The organism is Paracoccus pantotrophus (genome assembly GCF_008824185.1).
Lineage (GTDB): Bacteria > Pseudomonadota > Alphaproteobacteria > Rhodobacterales > Rhodobacteraceae > Paracoccus > Paracoccus pantotrophus.
On record NZ_CP044426.1, the window covers coordinates 23,156 to 38,306 of the forward strand.

General features: G+C 69.9%; 14 protein-coding genes. 8 read left to right on the forward strand and 6 right to left on the reverse strand.

Features of this window, described 5'->3' with window-relative positions; all coding sequences use genetic code 11:
- Positions 1-632: 632 nt before the first annotated feature.
- A complete protein-coding gene (locus tag ESD82_RS10555) occupies positions 633-1,349 on the reverse strand; it encodes an LrgB family protein (protein WP_024842732.1) in 717 nt (238 codons plus the stop codon).
- A complete protein-coding gene (locus tag ESD82_RS10560) occupies positions 1,346-1,699 on the reverse strand; it encodes a CidA/LrgA family protein (RefSeq protein ID WP_147427405.1) in 354 nt (117 codons plus the stop codon). Before ESD82_RS10560 ends, ESD82_RS10555 begins: the two co-directional genes overlap by 4 nt.
- A gap of 153 nt (positions 1,700-1,852) precedes the next feature.
- On the opposite strand from ESD82_RS10560, the gene ESD82_RS10565 reads away from it, so the two are divergent.
- The 5 genes from ESD82_RS10565 to ESD82_RS10585 are packed head-to-tail and all read left to right on the forward strand — an operon-like array spanning position 1,853 to position 8,177.
- Positions 1,853-5,296, forward strand: coding sequence for a chromosome segregation SMC family protein (locus ESD82_RS10565; protein ID WP_147427404.1), 3,444 nt, complete (start codon positions 1,853-1,855; stop codon positions 5,294-5,296).
- Positions 5,297-5,339: 43 nt separating this feature from the next.
- Entirely contained in the window at positions 5,340-5,795 is a 456-nt protein-coding gene (locus ESD82_RS10570; RefSeq protein WP_244314565.1) for a YbjN domain-containing protein, read from the forward strand.
- A 9-nt stretch (positions 5,796-5,804) separates the two neighbouring features.
- A complete protein-coding gene (locus ESD82_RS10575) occupies positions 5,805-6,245 on the forward strand; it encodes a RidA family protein (RefSeq protein ID WP_024842728.1) in 441 nt (146 codons plus the stop codon).
- Entirely contained in the window at positions 6,245-7,000 is a 756-nt protein-coding gene (locus tag ESD82_RS10580) for a glycerophosphodiester phosphodiesterase family protein (RefSeq protein ID WP_147427403.1), read from the forward strand. Before ESD82_RS10575 ends, ESD82_RS10580 begins: the two co-directional genes overlap by 1 nt.
- Before the next feature lie 31 nt (positions 7,001-7,031).
- Positions 7,032-8,177: a GNAT family N-acetyltransferase gene (locus ESD82_RS10585; protein WP_147427402.1), complete on the forward strand. Its 1,146-nt coding sequence runs from the start codon at positions 7,032-7,034 to the stop codon at positions 8,175-8,177.
- On the opposite strand, the gene ESD82_RS10590 is transcribed toward ESD82_RS10585, so the two are convergent.
- Together ESD82_RS10590 and ESD82_RS10595 are read right to left on the reverse strand one after the other, a co-directional pair.
- A complete protein-coding gene (locus ESD82_RS10590; RefSeq protein ID WP_024842725.1) occupies positions 8,164-8,961 on the reverse strand; it encodes a TIGR02186 family protein in 798 nt (265 codons plus the stop codon). The two genes, ESD82_RS10585 and ESD82_RS10590, sit on opposite strands and share 14 nt — an antisense overlap.
- On the reverse strand, positions 8,958-9,881 hold the full coding sequence (locus tag ESD82_RS10595; RefSeq protein WP_024842724.1) for a sulfite exporter TauE/SafE family protein: 924 nt from the start codon (positions 9,879-9,881) through the stop codon (positions 8,958-8,960). The genes ESD82_RS10590 and ESD82_RS10595 overlap by 4 nt, the downstream gene beginning before the upstream one ends.
- Before the next feature lie 192 nt (positions 9,882-10,073).
- Between ESD82_RS10595 and surE the strand changes: the two genes are divergently transcribed.
- From surE to ESD82_RS10610, 3 genes are read left to right on the forward strand one after another with little or no spacing between them, the layout of a single operon-like run.
- Entirely contained in the window at positions 10,074-10,868 is a 795-nt protein-coding gene (gene surE / locus ESD82_RS10600) for a 5'/3'-nucleotidase SurE (protein ID WP_147427401.1), read from the forward strand.
- Positions 10,869-10,875: 7 nt separating this feature from the next.
- Positions 10,876-11,526, forward strand: coding sequence for a protein-L-isoaspartate(D-aspartate) O-methyltransferase (locus tag ESD82_RS10605; RefSeq protein WP_024842722.1), 651 nt, complete (start codon positions 10,876-10,878; stop codon positions 11,524-11,526).
- Positions 11,527-11,557: 31 nt separating this feature from the next.
- Positions 11,558-12,727 (forward strand): LysM peptidoglycan-binding domain-containing protein, encoded by a 1,170-nt coding sequence (locus tag ESD82_RS10610; RefSeq protein ID WP_147427400.1) that lies wholly within the window; start codon positions 11,558-11,560, stop codon positions 12,725-12,727.
- A 46-nt stretch (positions 12,728-12,773) separates the two neighbouring features.
- Here the strand turns inward: ESD82_RS10610 and kynU are convergent, their stop codons facing one another.
- Both kynU and ESD82_RS10620 read right to left on the reverse strand, forming a co-directional pair.
- On the reverse strand, positions 12,774-14,018 hold the full coding sequence (gene kynU, locus ESD82_RS10615) for a kynureninase (protein WP_147427399.1): 1,245 nt from the start codon (positions 14,016-14,018) through the stop codon (positions 12,774-12,776).
- 17 nt (positions 14,019-14,035) lie between these two features.
- Positions 14,036-15,064 carry a substrate-binding domain-containing protein gene (locus ESD82_RS10620; RefSeq protein WP_147427398.1) on the reverse strand — a complete coding sequence of 343 codons (1,029 nt, stop codon included), beginning with the start codon at positions 15,062-15,064 and terminating at the stop codon, positions 14,036-14,038.
- Positions 15,065-15,151: the final 87 nt, after the last annotated feature.

A 15,151-nucleotide genomic window follows, 5' to 3' on the forward strand; every position in this document is an offset into this window, starting at 1 on the left:
CACGCATCCCTAAACCGTGGCTGATCGTAGGCCTTGGGTTGGAGCCAGTATGACTGCACCCCGGCGCGGCTCTTTGCGGGATCGCTATGAAAACAAAGATCTATAACCTCCTGCCGGGTCATGATGAAGCAGGTCGGGGTGTCCGATTTCGCGTTGATCGTAATGATCCACCAATCCGACCGAAGGTTGCTTAGATTCGATCCCAGTCCAACCGGAGCTCTCTTAGACAGGCCCTTGCTTTGTACCCCGAAGATAATGGTCTCCGCATCGTTCGCGCAGTACAGGTCGCTTCCCTTCGCATTTCGCGTCGTCGGCATCACGTTCCAGCCCTTCTTCGAGAGCTGCCATGCGACATAATGCATGGCGGCATTTCCCGTTGCTTGCGATGATTTTACATCCACGTTGATGCCCTCCGCCTCTAATTGGCGGAAGATTAGTCTCAGCCTTTCCTATCGGACAAGTCCGACGCGGCTCGCGCTACGTCGCGCCCGAACAACGATTTGCAAGTATGTTGCACACCGACGAGATCTGTGCTTCATGGTCCACTTCGGGCCGCGCCTTCCTCTGCTCCAGAAAAGGCTGCGTCTTGCTGCTACCTGCCCGAATGTCTCTGATGGGCTCCCAACCACCCCTTACCCGAACAGATACAGCGCCAGCGGCGCGATGATCGAGGTCAGCACCGCGTTCAGCCCCATGCCGATGCCGGCGAAGGCGCCGGCGGTCTCGTTCACCTGGAAGGCGCGGGCCGTGCCGATGCCATGCGCGGCCACGCCCAGCGAAAAGCCGCGCGCCCGCCAGTCGCGGATCCCCAGCGCATTCAGCAGCGGCGTGGCGATGATCGCGCCGAAGATGCCGGTGATCAGCACCAGGACGGCGGTGATCGTGGGCTCTCCGCCCAACCCCTCGGCGATGCCGATGGCCACGGGCGCGGTGGTGGATTTCGGCGCCAGGCTGGCCAGCATCACCTCGGACAGCCCGAAAGCCTTGCCGATGGCCAGCGCCGAGACCACCGCCGTCGCCGAGCCCGCCAGCAGCGCCGCGACCAGCGGCAGCGCCGCTTTCCTGACCCGGCGCAGGTTGTCGTAAAGCGGCATTCCCAGTGCCACCGTGGCCGGGCCCAGCATGAAATGCACGAATTGCGCGCCCTCGAAATAGGTCTGGTAGCTGGTGCCGGTCAGCCCCAGCACGCAGGCCAGCAGGATCACCGCGCACAGCACCGGATTGGCCCAGCTTTGCCGGCCCATGGCGCGAAAGAAGCTGTCGCCCAGCCAATAGGCGATCAGCGTCGCCGTCAGCCACAGCAGCGGCCCTTGCGTCAGATAGCTCCAGATCAGCGCCGCGTCGGTCATTCCTCGGTCCCGCCCGTCCAGCGCACCACGGCGCGGAACACCAGCGCCCCCGCGGCGATGGCCAGCGCGGTCGAGACGGTCAGCGCCAGCGCCACCGCCAGCCCGTCGCTGCGAAACTGCCCCAGATGCGCCACCACGCCCACCCCCGCCGGCACGAAGAACAGCGACAGATGGCCCAGGATGCCGGTGATCACCGGGCGCAGCATCTCGGCCAGCGCCGGGCGCAGGCTGCAGGACAGCACCAGCAGCAGCAGGCCCAGCACCGGACCGGGCAGGGGCAGGCCAAGGCTGCGGGTGGCAACCTCGCCGATGAGCTGGAAGACCAGGATGATGGCAAGCGCGGGAATCATGCCGGCCAGATTAGCAGCGGATTTCTTGTGGTGAACCCTTAAATCTTGTGGATAACCGCCCAAGCCCCGCCATATCTTGGGGTTTGTGTTGACTTGAGCGCCCCGATGGCGAAAAATCCGGGGGATTTGAACGATCGTCGTGGACCCTTCGCATTGCGTTTCGACCGCCTGCGCCTCAATGGTTTCAAGAGCTTCGTGGACCCGACCGACCTGGTCATCCACGAGGGGCTGACCGGCGTGGTCGGCCCGAACGGCTGCGGCAAGTCGAACCTGCTCGAGGCGCTGCGCTGGGTCATGGGCGAAAACCGGCCTACCGCCATGCGCGGCGACGGGATGGAAGATGTGATCTTTGCCGGCACCGCGCGGCGTTCCGCCCGCGCCCATGCCGAGGTCACGCTGACCATCGACAACAAGGACCGCCTCGCCCCCGCCGGGCTGAACGATGCCGACGCGCTGGACATCACCCGCCGCATCACCCGCGACGCCGGTTCGGCCTATCGCATCAACGGCAAGGAAGTGCGGGCGCGCGACGTGCAGATGCTGTTCGCGGATGCCTCGACCGGGGCGCATTCGCCGGCGCTGGTGCGGCAAGGGCAGATTTCCGAGCTGATCAACGCCAAGCCCAAGGCAAGGCGGCGCGTGCTGGAGGAGGCGGCGGGGATTTCCGGCCTCTACCAGCGCCGGCACGAGGCCGAATTGCGGCTGAACGCGGCCGAGGCGAACCTGACCCGCGTCGACGACACGCTGGACCAGCTGTCCACGCAGGCGGCCAGCCTGGCGCGGCAGGCCCGCGCCGCCGCGCGCTATCGCGAGATCGGCGCCGCGCTGCGCCGGGCCGAGGGCGTGCTGCTGTATCGCCGCTGGGCCGAGGCCGACCAGGCCAAGGCCGCGACGGCCGAGGCGCTGCGGGCCGCGATCCGCGCCGCCACCGAGGCCGAGGCCCAGGCCCGCCACGCCATCGCCGCCCGCGAGGCGGCCGAGGCGAAGCTGCCGCCGCTGCGCGAGGAGGAGCAGGTCGCGAGCGCCATCCTGTCCCGCGCCACCGTGGAACGCGAGGCGCTGGACGAGGCCGAGGCCCGCGCCGCCCAGGCGATCCAGACGCTGCTGGCGCGCATCGCCCAGCTCGACCGCGACATCGAGCGCGAATCGGCGCTGAACCGCGATGCCGGCGAGGTGATCGAGCGGCTGGAATGGGAAAGGCGCGAGCTGGAAAAGGCCGGGCAGGGCCATGATGAGCGGCTGGAGGCCGCCGGCCATGCCGCCGAGGAGGCCACCGGGGCGCTGCGCGAGGTCGAGTCCAAGCTGGCCGAACTGACCGACGAATCCGCCCGCCTTGCCGCCCGTCACCAATCCGCCGAGCGGCTGGTCCACGACCTGCGGCAGATGCGGGACCGCGCCACCCGTGCCGCCGCCGAGGCCGAAGCCGCCGCCGCCCGCGCCGCCGATGCCGGCGCCGAGGCCGATGCCGCCCGCGAAGCTGCCGAGGAATCGCAGGAAGAGGCCCGCGAGCGCGTCGAGGCCGCCGAGGCGGCGCTGGCCGAGGCCGAGGAGGCCCGCGCCGCGCTGGAGGCCGAGGAATCCGCCGCCCGCGCGGCACGGGCCGAGGCGGAGGGCGAGGTTTCGGCGCTGAATGCCGAGATGGCGGCGCTGAAGCGGCTGGTGGAACGCGGGCAGGGCGGCGATTCGATCCTGGATCTGGTGCGGGTCGCACGCGGCTACGAGACGGCCTTCGGCGCGGCGCTGGGCGACGACCTGGGTGTCGGGCTGGCCGAGGACGGCTCGGGCTGGCACCGGCTGCCGGGCTACGGCTCGCCGCAGCCGCTGCCCGCGGGCGCCGAACCTTTGGCGCCGCATGTCGAGGCGCCAGAGGCGCTGGCGCGGCGGCTGTCGCAGGTCGGGCTGGTCGCGGATGCGGCCTTGGGCGCGGCGATGCAGCCTGCACTTGCCCCCGGCCAGCGGCTGGTCACGCGGGCGGGCGACCTGTTCCGCTGGGACGGCATGCGGGTGATGGCAGGCGAGGCGGCGTCCTCGGCCGCGCTGCATCTGCAAAAGGTCAACCAGCTGGCCGAGCTGGCCGAACAGGCCGAGGCGGCGCAGGCCCGCGCCGAGGATGCGCAGGCCGCGCATCAGGCGCTGCGCGACCGCCACCTGGCCGCGGCCGAGGCCGAGAAACGCGCCCGTGATGCCAGGCGCGAGGCCGAGCGCGGGCTGTCGGATGCCGTGCGCGCCGTCACCCGCGCCGAATCCGAGCTTTCCATGGCACAAAGCCGCGCCGAATCGGCCCGCGCCGAACTGGCCCGGCATCGCGAGGATGCGCTGGACGCCCGCGCCCGGCTGGCCGAGGCCGAGCAGGCGCTGGCCGAGCTGCCCGACCGCGGCGCGGCGGCCGCGGCGCTGGACCATGCCCGCATGGGCGTCGAGGCGGCGCGCATCGCCACCATGACCCGGCGCAGCGGGCTGGACGAGCTGCGGCGCGAGGCCAATGCGCGGGTCAAGCGCCTGCAAGAGATCGCCAAGGAGGAATCCGGCTGGCGGCTGCGGCTAGACCAGGCCGGCACCCGCGCCGCCGAACTGGCCGCCCGCCGCGATCAGGCCGCGGCCGATCTGGAGGAAGCCGAGGCCCAGCCCGAGATCCTGGCCGAGCGCCGCGGCGTGCTGACCGAGGCCGAGGCGCAGGCCGCCGCCCGCCTGGCCCGCGCCCGTGCCGCGCTGTCGGCCGCTGACCAGGCGCTGCGCATCGCCGCCGAGGCCGAGCGCGAGGCCGAGCGCGCCGCATCCGACGCGCGCGAGACCCGCGCCGCCCGCGAGGCCCGCGCCGAAGCCGCCATCGAGGCCGAATCCGCCGCCCGGTTGCGCATCCACGAAGAACTGGAGGCCACGCCCGAGGCGCTGCTGGACTCTCTGGGCGAGGTCGAGGAGATCGCCGCCGAGGCGCTGGAGGAGCAGATCGCCCGGCTGCGCCAGCAACGCGACGCGCTGGGGGCCGTGAACCTGCGCGCCGACGAGGACAAGCGCGAGCTGGAGACCGAGCGCGACCGGCTGGGCGCCGAGAAAGAGGATCTGACCGAGGCGATCCGCAAGCTGCGCCAGGGCATCGGCAGCCTGAACCGCGAGGGGCGCGAGCGGCTGCTCTCGGCCTTCGACACGGTGAACGCCAATTTCACCACCCTGTTCACGCATCTGTTCGGCGGCGGCGAGGCGCGGCTGGTGCTGGTCGAATCCGACGATCCGCTGGAGGCGGGGCTGGAGATCATGTGCCAGCCTCCGGGGAAAAAGCTCTCGACGCTCAGCCTGCTTTCGGGCGGCGAGCAGACGCTGACGGCGCTGGCGCTGATCTTTGCGGTGTTCCTGGCCAATCCGGCGCCGATCTGCGTGCTGGACGAGGTGGATGCGCCGCTGGACGACGCCAACGTCACCCGGTTCTGCGACCTGATGGACGAGATGACGCGGCGGACCGAGACCCGCTTTCTTGTGATCACGCACCACGCCGTCACCATGTCGCGCATGGACCGGCTGTTCGGCGTGACCATGGTGGAACAGGGCGTCAGCCAGCTGGTCAGCGTCGACCTGAAGCGCGCGGAGGCTCTGGTGGCCTGACGCGCAAAGCGGTAATCAGCGCGCGATTTCCGCAATGGAGAAGATGATGCGAACCCTGGTTCCCCTTGTGCTGGCGGCGCTGATCCAGGCGCCCGCGGCGCAGGCGCAGGTCATGGGCGATCCCGAGGTGATTCGCCTGCTGATGGCGGATTTCGGCCTGCCGGCCAAGCTGGTCACCGACGGCGCCGGCGATCCGCTGATCGAAAGCCGCATCGACGGCACCAGCTTTCAGGTCTATTTCTACCAATGCGAACAGACCTGCGCGGCGATCCAGTTCTCGGCCGGGTTCGACCTGGACGATGCGATGCCCGAGAGCATGGCGAATCGCTGGAACCGCGAGAAGCGTTTCGGCAAGGTCTGGCTGGACGAAACCGGCGATCCCTTCATCGAGATGGATATCGGGGTTGCGGGCGACGGCATCGGGCGCAAGAATTTCGACGACGCGCTGGACACCTGGCGCATCGTGCTGAGCGATTTCCGCGACTTCATCGACTGGTAGGAGGATAGCATGTCCATCGAGACGAAACTGGCAGAGCTGGGGATCACGCTGCCCGACGCGCCCGCGCCGGCGGCGAATTACGTGCCCTATGTGATGACGGGCAACCTGCTGTTCGTTTCCGGCCAGATCAGCCCGGCCAAGGGCCGCCTGGGCGCCGACCTGGCGGTCGAGGAGGGGGCCGAGGCGGCGCGCGGCTGCGGCCTGGCGCTCTTGGCGCAGGCGCGGGCGGCGCTGGGGTCGCTGGACCGGGTGGTGCGGGTGGTCAAGCTGACCGGCTTCGTCAACTCGACGCCCGAATTCACCGACCAGCCCGAGGTGATCAACGGCTGCTCGAACCTGATGGTCGAGGTCTTCGGCGACAAGGGCCGCCATGCCCGCGCCGCCGTCTCGGCCCCGGCGCTGCCGCGCGGCGTCGCGGTCGAGGTCGAGGCGATCTTCGAGTTCGCCTGATGGGTCTTCACCCGGATTTCCTGCGCCTGCCGATTGCCCATCGCGGGCTGCACGGGCCGGGCGTGCCGGAAAACAGCATGGCGGCGTTCCGCGCCGCCATTGCCGCGGGCTATGGCATCGAATGCGACATCCAGCGCGCCGCGGACGGCACGGCGCTGGTGTTTCACGACGACGACCTGCCGCGCCTGACCGGGGCCGAGGGGCTGGTCAGCGCCCTGGGCATCGACGCGCTGTCCATGTTGCGCATCATGGGCACCGAGGAGCATATCCCGACGCTCTCGGAACTGCTGGACGAGGTCGCGGGCCGGGTGCCCTTGCTGATCGAGATCAAGGACCAGAGCCTGCGCGTCTCGGCCGAGGTGGGTGATCTGCAGGCCGAGGTGGCGCGGCTGCTTTCCGGCTATGACGGCCCGGTCGCGGTCATGTCCTTCAACCCGCATGCGGTCGCGGCTTTCCACGCTGCCGCGCCGGGGGTGACGGTGGGGCTGACCACCTGCGGCTATGAGGCCGTGGACTGGCCGATGCTGGACGACGTCACCCGTGCGCATCTGGCGGCCATCGCCGATTTCGACCGGGTGGGGGCCGGCTTCATCTCGCATGACCGCCGCGACCTGGGCAATCCGGCGGTGGCGGCGCTGAAGGCGCGCGGCGTGCCGGTGCTGTGCTGGACCGTGCGCTCGGCCGCCATCGAGGCCGAGGCGCGCCGCGTCGCCGACAATATCACATTCGAGCATTACCTGCCTGCCAAGCCCTGACAATCGCCGCGCCCGCGCCTATGTTGCCCGCATGAGCGAGCTTGCCGTTTCCGTCCTGCCTGCGATTTCCGGGATCGACGCCGCCGAATGGGACGGCTGCGGGGCGGACGCCAACCCCTTCACCACGCATCGCTTCCTGTCGGCGCTGGAGCAATCGGGCTCGGTCGGCGAGGGGACGGGCTGGCACCCCAGCCACCTGGTCGCGCGGCTGGACGGGCAGGTGGCGGGCGCGGCACCCTGCTATGTCAAGACCGACAGCCAGGGCGAATACATCTTTGACCACGGTTGGGCGCAGGCCTATGCGCGGGCCGGCGGGCGCTATTACCCCAAGCTGCAATGCGCTGTGCCCTTTACCCCCGTCACCGGGCCGCGGCTGATCGCCTCCAGCCCGGCGGTGCAGCGCGCGCTGCTGGCGGCCATGGCGCAATTCGCGCAGCAATCGGGCCTGTCGGGCGCGCATGTCACCTTTTGCACCGAGGCCGAGGCGCGGCTGGGCGAGGCGGCCGGTTTCCTGCCCCGCGCCAGCGAGCAGTTCCACTGGCTGAACCGGGGCTATCGGACATTCGACGATTTCCTGGCCCAGCTGTCCTCGCGCAAGCGCAAGGCGATCCGCAGGGAGCGCGAGCGGGCGCAGGCTTTCGGCGGCAGCATCCACAGCCTGACCGGCGACCAGATCCGGCCCGGGCATTGGGACGCCTTCTGGCGCTTCTATCAGGATACCGGCGGGCGCAAATGGGGCCGGCCATACCTGACCCGGGCCTTCTTCGACATCCTGCACCACACCATGCGCGACGACTGCCTGCTGGTCCTGGCCGAGCGCGACGGCCGGCCCATCGCCGGTGCGCTGAACCTGATCGGCCGGGACGCGCTTTACGGCCGCTATTGGGGCTGTGTCGAGGACCACCCCTTCCTGCATTTCGAACTGTGCTATCACCAGGCCATCGACTGGGCCATCGCCCATGGCCTGTCCCGCGTCGAGGCGGGCGCGCAGGGCGAACACAAGCTGATGCGCGGCTATATGCCCAGCCAGACCCATTCGCTGCATTGGGTCGCCGACCGCGGCTTTCGCAAGGCCATCGCCGATTACCTGGAACGCGAACGCGAGGCGGTGGGCGAGGAAATGGCGATCCTGGCCGAGATGGGGCCGTTCCGCCGCGGCGCGGTCAGGGACGCTTGACCAGCCGGAACGCGGCCGAGGCGCCCCAGCCCGCCGCCACCGCGATGGCCAGCGACATGATGCCGTAGATGAAGGGTTGCTCCAGCGCCAGGCGATAGAGCCAGCGTTCCAGCCCGACCTTGCGCACCTCGATGGGCGCGCGGAAGGTGTCGATGACCCGGCCCTGGCGCAACAGGAAGATGCGGGTGCTGTAGACGCCCTCGACCAGGTTGGCAGGCAGGCGGACATCGGCGCGAAACAGCGTCTCCTCGGCCAGCCGCACGGCGCCGTCGTCCTGGCGGTAGACGTCGGCGGCGCGGCGCAGGCGGATCAGCGCCTCGGTATAGGGCACGGCATCCTCGACCTCCATCGGCCCGGCAAAGGCGCGCATCGCCAGCGGGATCGAGATGCGGTGGCGCTGGTCCTCGGCCGCGGGCAGGATCAGGTGCAGGGGCCGCGTCGTCGCCACCACGTAGAAGCTGGGGGCCGAGCCGATGCTGACCCGGCCGGTATTGACCCAGATGCCCAGCCGGCGTTCCTTGTGGCGCACGGTCAGCGCCTGGGCCGGCCCCTCCAGCGTGACGATTACGTCCAGCGGCTCGCCCGCCGGGATCCGCGTCTCGCGCTTGATGGCGCCGTAGATGATGATCTCGGAACCGTCGAAGCTGGTGGTGATGTCCACGTCGTCCCGCGACAGCCCGGCGACGATCTGCTCGGGCGGCTGTTCGGGGATAGCCGGCTGCGCATTCGCCGGCAGCGCCAGCAGGACCGGCGCCAGGACGGCGAAAAGCGCATGCCGGATCATCGCAAGATCCCCGGCGTGATCGAGTAAAGCTCGTCCGGGCGCAGGAACAGGTCCAGCGCTAGCTTGCCGCAGACCCCCAGCACCAGAAGTGCCAGCAGGATGCGCAGCTGTTCGGCCCGCAGCCGGGCGCCCAGGTGGGTGCCGATCTGCGCCCCGGTCACGCCGCCGACGATCAGCAGCACCGCCAGCATCACGTCCACCGTGTTCGAGGACACGGCGTGCATCAGCGTGGTATAGGCCGACAGGAAGGTGATCTGGAACAGCGAGGTGCCGATGACGACCTTGGTCGGCATGCCCAGCAGGTAGATCATCGCCGGCACCATGATGAAGCCGCCGCCGACGCCCATGATCGCGCCCAGCACGCCCACCGCGGCGCCGACCAGCAGCACCGGGATCGAGCTGATGTAAAGCCCCGAGGCGCGGAACTTCATCTTCCAGGGCCATTTGTGCACCCAGCCGTGCTGGTGGCGGCGCATCGGCTTGATCGGCCCGCTGCGGCGCGCGCGGTGCAGCGCGCGCAGGCTTTCCTGCAGCATCATCGCGCCGATCAGCCCCAGGAAGACGACATAGCAAAGCTGCACCACCAGATCGACCTGGCCCAGCCGCGACAGCATGTTGAACAGCAGCACCCCGGCCGAGGAACCGACCAGGCCGCCGGCCAGCAAGACCCAGCCCATGCGGAAATCCACCGTCTTGCGCTTGACATGCGCCAGCACGCCGGAAAAGGACGAGGCCACGACCTGGTTGGCGCCGGTCGCCACCGCGATGGCCGGCGGAATGCCGATGAAGAACAGCAGGGGCGTGATCAGGAAGCCGCCGCCGACGCCGAACAGGCCCGACATCAGCCCGACGATGCCGCCCAGGCCGATCAGCACCAGCGCATTGACCGCCACCTCGGCGATGGGAAGATAGATCTGCATGTCCTGCCCGGCTTATTGCCTTGTCCCGATGCTGCCCCGGCAACAGCCCTGCGTCAAACGCTTCCATGGCCTTTCGCGCGGGTTGTCGCAAGCCTGTGGCGCGGATAAAGCAGATGTGACGGGCAGATATGGCGGCGAGGGACGCGGGCGGCGTGGACAGCGGCCCGGCGCGGCGGCCGGACAGGAAAGACCATGCGCATTCTGATCACCAATGACGACGGCATCAACGCTCCGGGGCTCGAGACGCTGGAGGCGATCGCGACCGAGGTCGCCGGACCGGGCGGCGAGGTCTGGACCGTCGCCCCCGCCTTCGAGCAATCGGGCGTCGCCCATTGCATCAGCTATGTCCATCCGACCTTGATCGCCGAACTGGGCCCGCGCCGCTTTGCCGCCGAGGGCACGCCGGCCGATTGCGTCCTTGCCGCCATCGCCGACGTGATGCGGGACAATCCGCCCGACCTGGTGCTGTCGGGCGTGAACCGCGGCAATAACTCGGGCGAGAACGTGATGTATTCCGGCACCGTGGGCGGCGCGATGGAGGCGGCGTTGCAGGGCCTGCCCGCCATCGCCCTGTCGCAATACATGGGCAGCCGCACCGCGGTTCTGGACGATCCGTTCCAGGCGGCGCGGGCGCATGGGCCGCGGCTGATCCGGCAATTGCTGGACTATGGCGACTGGACCTCGGACGAGGATTTCCGGCTGTTCTACAACATCAACTTCCCGCCCTGCGACGCGGGTTCGGTCAAGGGCACGCGGGTCGCGCCGCAGGGCCGCCGCCAGGGCGTGCGCTTCGAGGTCGAGCCCTATCACGCGCCGAACGGCCGGCGCTTCCTGTGGGTGCTGGGCGGCTCGCAGACCGCCGAGGCCACGCCGGAGAGTGACGTGGACGCGAATATGCGCGACTATATCTCGCTGACGCCGATGCGGCCGGACCTGACCTGCCACAAGACCCTGGCCGAATTGCGCGGCGTGCTGGAGGAGGGCTGAACCAGGCATGGGCGACGATCCCGAGACTGCCGAACGCAAGATGCGCTTCCTGTTCGCGCTGCGGCAGCGCGGGGTCACCGATCCGCGCGTGCTGGAGGCGATGGAGCGCATCGACCGCGGCGAGTTCGTGCGCGGCCATTTCGAGGATCGCGCCTATGACGACACGCCCTTGCCCATTCCCTGCGGCCAGACCATCAGCCAGCCCTCGGTCGTGGGACTGATGACCCAGGCGCTGGAGGTGGGGCCGCGCGACAAGGTGCTGGAGATCGGCACCGGCTCGGGCTACCAGGCGGCGGTGCTGTCGCTCTTGTGCCGCCGGGTCTATACCATCGACCGCCACCGCCGGCTGGTGGCCGAGGCCGAGGCGCTGTTTCGCCACCTGGGCCTGCCCAACATCACCGCCCTGGTCGCCGACGGCTCGCGCGGGCTGCCCGAGCAGGCGCCCTTCGATCGCATCATGGTGACGGCGGCGGCCGAGGATCCGCCGGGCCCGCTCTTGGCGCAGTTGAAGATCGGCGGTATCATGGTGGTGCCGGTCGGGCAGTCGGATGCGGTCCAGACCCTGATCCGCGTGCGGCGCGGCGAAAGCGGCTTTGACTATGACGAATTGCGGCAGGTGCGCTTCGTGCCGCTGGTCGAGGGGTTGGGACAGACATGACCCCCGGCCGTCCAGAGTGAGGAACGGGCAGATGATCAAGATCAGGCAGTTGGCGATGCTCGCCGGCGCTGCGATGGCGCTGGCGTCCTGCGGGCCGCAGGGTGGCCTGGATTTCAGCAATTTCGACCCCGACCTGCGGCGCTGGGGCCGGGGCGGGCTGGAAACTGCCGGCGCGGCCGCGCGCGCCCAGCCCCGCCCGGCGCCGGACCAGCGCGGCGTGATCTCCTATCCCGGCTACCAGGTCGCCATCGCGCGGCAGGGCGATACGGTGGCCACCATTGCCGCCCGGCTGGGGCTGAACGCGGCCGAGCTGGCCAGGTACAATGCCATCGAGGCCAATACCGTGCTGAATCCCGGCGCGGTGGTCGCCCTGCCGCGCCGCGTGGCTGCCGGGGCGCCTGCGGCGGCGCCCATCGTCTCCTCGACCGGGCAGGTCAGCGATCCCTTTGCCGGCCAGGGCGTCCGGCAGCCGGAGGTGCCCCCGGCCGCGGGGGCGGGGGCCGTGACCGCGCAGACCCTGCCGGCGGCAAGTCAGCCCAAGCAGCATGTCGTCGCGGCCGGCGAGACGGCCTGGTCCATCGCGCGCAAATACAATGTCTCGGTCAACGACCTGGCGCAGTGGAACGGGCTGCGGCAGGACATGACCCTGCGCATCGGCCAGCGCCTGCTGATCCCCGTGGCCGGGCAAAGCCGCCCCGCCACGGCAGTCGTCACCGCGCCCGGAACCGGCAGCCCGACGCCGCGCCCGCCTTCCTCGGCCGAGCCCCTGCCGAACGAGCGTACCCAGCCCGCCGCCAGTGCGGTGAACAAGCCGGCCGGCCCCGACCTGGGCAAGACCCGCACCGCCGCCTCGGGCAGCGGCAAGTTCCGCATGCCCGCCAACGGCGCCATCATCCGCACCTACCAGAAGGGCAAGAACGACGGCATCGACATTTCCGCGGCCCCCGGCAGCCCGGTTTCCGCCGCCGGCAGCGGCACCGTTGCCGCGATCACCCGCGACACCGACCAGGTGCCGATCATCGTCATCCGCCACGAGGGCAACCTGATGACCGTCTATGCCGGGCTTGAGGATGTCGCCGTGACCAAGGGGCAAAGCGTCAGTGCCGGCACCCCGCTGGGCAAGACCCGCAGCCAGGGCGTCGTGCATTTCGAGGTGCGCAACGGCTTCGACAGTGTCGATCCCGAGAAATACCTGAACTAGGCCGTCCCGCGCGCCCGTGCCCTGCGGCGTGGGCGCAAGCCCTCTTTCAGGTCACGGCGGCGGGCCGGGCAAAGCGCGGGTCTTTCCAGCTTGCGCTTTTCAGAACCTCCTCCAGCGCCTCGACCGCGCGCAGCACGTCGACATGGCGCAGGTAGAGCGGCGCAAAGCCGAAGCGCAGCGTCGAGGGCGCGCGGAAATCGCCGATCACCCCGCGCGCGATCAGCGCCTGCATCACCGGCCAGGCATGGTCGTGGCCGAAGGCGACCTGGCTGCCGCGGCGGGCGGGCTCGCGCGGGCTTTCCAGCCTTAGCCCCAGCCCGGCGCAGCGCGCCTCGACCAGCTGGATGAACAGCTCGGTCAGGGCCAGGCTTTTCGCCCGCAGCGCCGCCATGTCCACCCCGTCCCAGATCGCCAGCGCGCCTTTCAGCGCCCGCATCGACAGGATCGGCTGGGTGCCGCATTGAAAGCGGCGGATGCCGGGGTCGCCCTCGTAGCCGGTCTCGAAGGCAAAGGGCCGGGCATGGCCCCACCAGCCGCTGAGCGGCTGGCGCGCCTGCCCCTGATGCCGGCGCGCGACATAGATAAAGGCCGGCGCGCCCGGCCCGCCGTTCAGGTATTTATAGGTGCAGCCTACGGCGAAATCCGCCCCGGCAGCGTCCAGCTCGACCGGCAGCGCCCCGGCCGAATGGCACAGATCCCAGACAGCGATGGCGCCCGCCGCCTGGATGCGCGCGGTCAGCGCCGCCATGTCGCGCAATGCGCCGGTCTTGTAGTTCACATGGTTGACCAGCACCGCCGCGACATCGGCGTCCAGCATGTCTTCGATGGCCGGGCCGTCCACGCCCTCCAGCCGCAGCCGCGCGCCGGGCAGGGTCGAGACCACGCCCTCGGCGATATAGAGATCGGTCGGGAAGCTGCCGCTTTCCGCGACGATGGTGCGGCGCCCCGGCCGCAGCGCCATGGCGGCATGCAGCGCCTTGTAGATGTTGACCGAGGTGGTGTCGGCCACCACCACCTGCCCCGGCGCCGCGCCGATCAGCCGGCCGATGCGGTCGCCCAGCTCGATGGGCAGGTCGAACCAGCCGGCGCCGTTCCAGCTGCGGATCAGCTGGCCGGCCCATTCGTCGCGGGCGGCGCGCAGCAGTTCCTCCTGCGCGGCGCGGGTCGGCACCCCCAGGGAATTGCCGTCCAGATAGACCTCGTCCGGGGACAGGATGAAGGCGTCGCGCAGGTGGCGCAGCGGGTCTTGCGCATCCATCGCCTCGATCGCGGTGCGGTCGGGAAGGGTCATGGTCTGTCCTTGGCGGTTCATTCCGGCGCCGCGCCGGTCGAGTTGCGGATGATCAGCTCATGCGGGCCGACGCGCTGCAATTCCTTCAGCGGCCGGCCCTCCAGCAGGCCGGCCAGGCAATCGGCCAGCGGCTCCCAGCTGTCGCGCAGCGGCGCCTTGGTCACGCTGAGCGCCGGAAAGAAGGCCGAGGCGCGCAGCGCCGGCATGTGGTCGTCATGCGCCATCACCGAGACGTCGCCGGGGATCGACAGCTCCAGCGCCTCCAGTGCCTTGTAGACCCCCTTGGCGATATGGACATGGCTGCAGATGATCGCGGTGGGCCGCGGGCCGCCCAGGCGGAACATCTCGACGGTCGAGACCAGCCCCAGCGCCTCGGTCATCTCGCCGTGCCGGGTCAGCGCCGGGTCGAAGGCGATGCCGGCCTCCTCCAGCGCCCGGCGATAGCCGCGCAGCCGGGCCGAGGCGAAGCTCAGCCCCTGCCGGCCGTTGATCAGCGCGATGCGCCGGTGGCCCAGCCCGGTCAGGTGGCTGGCCATCTGGTAGAGGATGCCCTCGTTCTCGATGTCGAAATAGGCGTGATCGGGCGCGGGGCCGATGCGGCCATGCACGACGAAGGGGATGGCGTTTTCCCGCAGGAAGGCCACGCGCGGGTCGTCGTCCGAGGGGCTGAACAGCACGAAACCGTCCAGAACCCCGTTGCCGATCAGGCGCTTGTAGACCTCGATGATCGGCTCTTGCGGGCGGGTGACATGCAGCACGAATTGCATGCCGCGACCCGAGAACTGCGCCGAAAGCCCGGCGACGCCCTCGATGAACAGCCCGTCCTCGGCCAGGTTGGTCGATTGCGGCACCACCAGCGCCACCATGCCCGAACGCCCGGTCACCAGCTTGCGCGCCGAGATATTGGCCTGATAGTTCAGCGACCGCGCCACGGCCTTGACCCGCTTGCGCGTCGTCTCGTTCACGTCGGAATGGTCGTTCAGCGCCCGGCTGGTCTGCGTGACCGACAGCCCGGCGGCCCGCGCGACATCCTTCAGCGTGGCCAATTCCCCAGCTCCCCCCTTGGGCCGGCGCCCGGCCGCCTGCTTGCCCCGGAAAATGTCTAGAACATCCGCCCCGCCCGGTCCATAGCC

What these genes read in the sequence shown, in the direction of transcription:
- ESD82_RS10560 (WP_147427405.1), bottom strand. Translation starts at nt 1,699, where the DNA reads ATGATTCCCGCGCTTGCCATCATCCTGGTCTTCCAGCTCATCGGCGAG.
- ESD82_RS10575 (WP_024842728.1), top strand. Translation starts at nt 5,805, where the DNA reads ATGTCCATCGAGACGAAACTGGCAGAGCTGGGGATCACGCTGCCCGAC.
- ESD82_RS10585 (WP_147427402.1), top strand. Translation starts at nt 7,032, where the DNA reads ATGAGCGAGCTTGCCGTTTCCGTCCTGCCTGCGATTTCCGGGATCGAC.
- surE (WP_147427401.1), top strand. Translation starts at nt 10,074, where the DNA reads ATGCGCATTCTGATCACCAATGACGACGGCATCAACGCTCCGGGGCTC.
- ESD82_RS10605 (WP_024842722.1), top strand. Translation starts at nt 10,876, where the DNA reads ATGGGCGACGATCCCGAGACTGCCGAACGCAAGATGCGCTTCCTGTTC.
- ESD82_RS10610 (WP_147427400.1), top strand. Translation starts at nt 11,558, where the DNA reads ATGATCAAGATCAGGCAGTTGGCGATGCTCGCCGGCGCTGCGATGGCG.
- ESD82_RS10570 (WP_244314565.1), top strand. Translation starts at nt 5,340, where the DNA reads ATGATGCGAACCCTGGTTCCCCTTGTGCTGGCGGCGCTGATCCAGGCG.
- ESD82_RS10580 (WP_147427403.1), top strand. Translation starts at nt 6,245, where the DNA reads ATGGGTCTTCACCCGGATTTCCTGCGCCTGCCGATTGCCCATCGCGGG.
- ESD82_RS10595 (WP_024842724.1), bottom strand. Translation starts at nt 9,881, where the DNA reads ATGCAGATCTATCTTCCCATCGCCGAGGTGGCGGTCAATGCGCTGGTG.
- ESD82_RS10590 (WP_024842725.1), bottom strand. Translation starts at nt 8,961, where the DNA reads ATGATCCGGCATGCGCTTTTCGCCGTCCTGGCGCCGGTCCTGCTGGCG.
- ESD82_RS10555 (WP_024842732.1), bottom strand. Translation starts at nt 1,349, where the DNA reads ATGACCGACGCGGCGCTGATCTGGAGCTATCTGACGCAAGGGCCGCTG.
- kynU (WP_147427399.1), bottom strand. Translation starts at nt 14,018, where the DNA reads ATGACCCTTCCCGACCGCACCGCGATCGAGGCGATGGATGCGCAAGAC.